The organism is uncultured Acetatifactor sp., assembly GCF_948601915.1.
Classification (GTDB): Bacteria; Bacillota; Clostridia; order Lachnospirales; family Lachnospiraceae; genus Acetatifactor.
In genome coordinates this window covers 1-1,495 of sequence record NZ_CAPDXS010000280.1, presented here as the reverse complement: position 1 = coordinate 1,495, position 1,495 = coordinate 1, and the positions used below count along the sequence as shown (strand labels likewise).

At 56.8% G+C, this 1,495-nt stretch carries 1 protein-coding gene; it reads right to left on the bottom strand.

Annotated features, from left to right (window positions below; all coding sequences use genetic code 11):
- Positions 1 to 547 precede the first annotated feature (547 nt).
- On the bottom strand, positions 548 to 1,132 hold the full coding sequence (gene lepB / locus Q2B33_RS24030) for a signal peptidase I (protein WP_300914339.1): 585 nt from the start codon (positions 1,130 to 1,132) through the stop codon (positions 548 to 550).
- Between the last annotated feature and the right edge of the window lie 363 nt (positions 1,133 to 1,495).

The following is a 1,495-nucleotide window of genomic DNA, read 5'->3' as shown; positions in this document are numbered from 1 at the left end:
TTTCCCGTGTCACCCTGGGTTCCCGCCTCGTTTGCCGTGCCCCCTGCATTTTCTGCAGCGTTTCCCGCATTTCCCAAGGCGAACCCGCCCGTGCTTTCCGGATGCATCCCGTCTGCGGATTCCTCCCCGCACACCAGAACCATCTCCGTCACATAACACTCGTCATTATGCTCGTGGGCTTCGTGCTCCTCCAGGGCGCAGACCAGTTTCCCGTCGCTGTCATAACATCCGTCGTTATGTACATGGACCACATAATCCGCATAGCCGCAGATAAGTTCCCCGCCCGGGTTTCCCGCTTCATCCTTTTTATAGCATTCTTCCGTATGCTCATGCGCTTCCAACGAGCAGTCAAGCACTTCCATCTTGTGGGTCATTGCCTGCCCGTACAGCTTCAGGGCCATGACTGTTCCATAACCGACTATCACCGCAAGGCACAGGAAAACCACCGCCCGACGTCTGTACTGTTTCTGTTCCTTCAGGAGTTTTCCCGCCTGTGACAAAAAATCAACTTTCATAATGCCGTCTCCTTCCTTCTACCGGTCTTCTATCACTTCACGATCCCGAATCCTTCCAGGGGCCAGACCCGGACCAGTATCTTTCCAATCACCATATCATTGCTGACGCATCCCACCGCCGTGTTCCTGCTGTCTATGCTGGTGGCCCGGTGGTCCCCCATGACGAAGCACCTTCCGTCCGGCACCTGGTAGGGCAGTGTGATGTTGCAGTCCCCCAGGGCTTTGTCCGTCACATAAGGCTCCTCCAGCAGCTCCTCGTTTACGTAGACATTTCCCTCCTCATCGATGTCCACCCAGTCCCCCGGCGCGGCAATCACCCGTTTCACCAGGATGTTGTTGTTAAAGTAAAAGGCGATGATATCACCCGTCTCATATCCCGAACTGTTCAGCGCCACCACGATGTCCTCGTCCTGCAGGGAATCCGTCATGGAGGTTCCGCTGATCTGCAGCACCGGGAGCAGGAGCACCGCTATCAGTACCGCCACCGCAGCTACCACCACCAGGGAGAAGGCCGTGCTCCGGAGGACACTTCCGTATCTTTTCCTGTACCGCGTCCTCTCCAGCTCTGCCTCCAGGGCTTCCAGGTCCGGCAGTTCTATTCTTTTTTCCTCACTCATGTGCAACCCTCTGTATCACTGTTCTTGCCCCCAAACTTCATCCGCTGCGCCATCTCCTCCTGTAAACGATACCATCTCTGCAGCGGTTCCATCCTGTCCGCCAAAGGCGCTGTCTGCGGACGGTATCGCCTCTTCGGCAGCTCTCATCCTGTCCGCCAAAGGCACTGTCTGCGGGCGGTATCGTCTCTTCGGCGGCCCTCATCCTGTCCGCCAAAGGCACTGTCTGCGGACGGTATCGCCTCTTCGGCGGTTCTCTCATCCTGTCCGCCAAAAGCCGTCTCCGTCTGCGGGCAATACCGTCATGCCTTCATAATAACGTTTTCAGTCTGGCCAGAAGTTCCGCCGGAAGAGATCGGAAGAGCG

What these genes read in the sequence shown, in the direction of transcription:
- lepB (WP_300914339.1), bottom strand. Translation starts at nt 1,132, where the DNA reads ATGAGTGAGGAAAAAAGAATAGAACTGCCGGACCTGGAAGCCCTGGAG.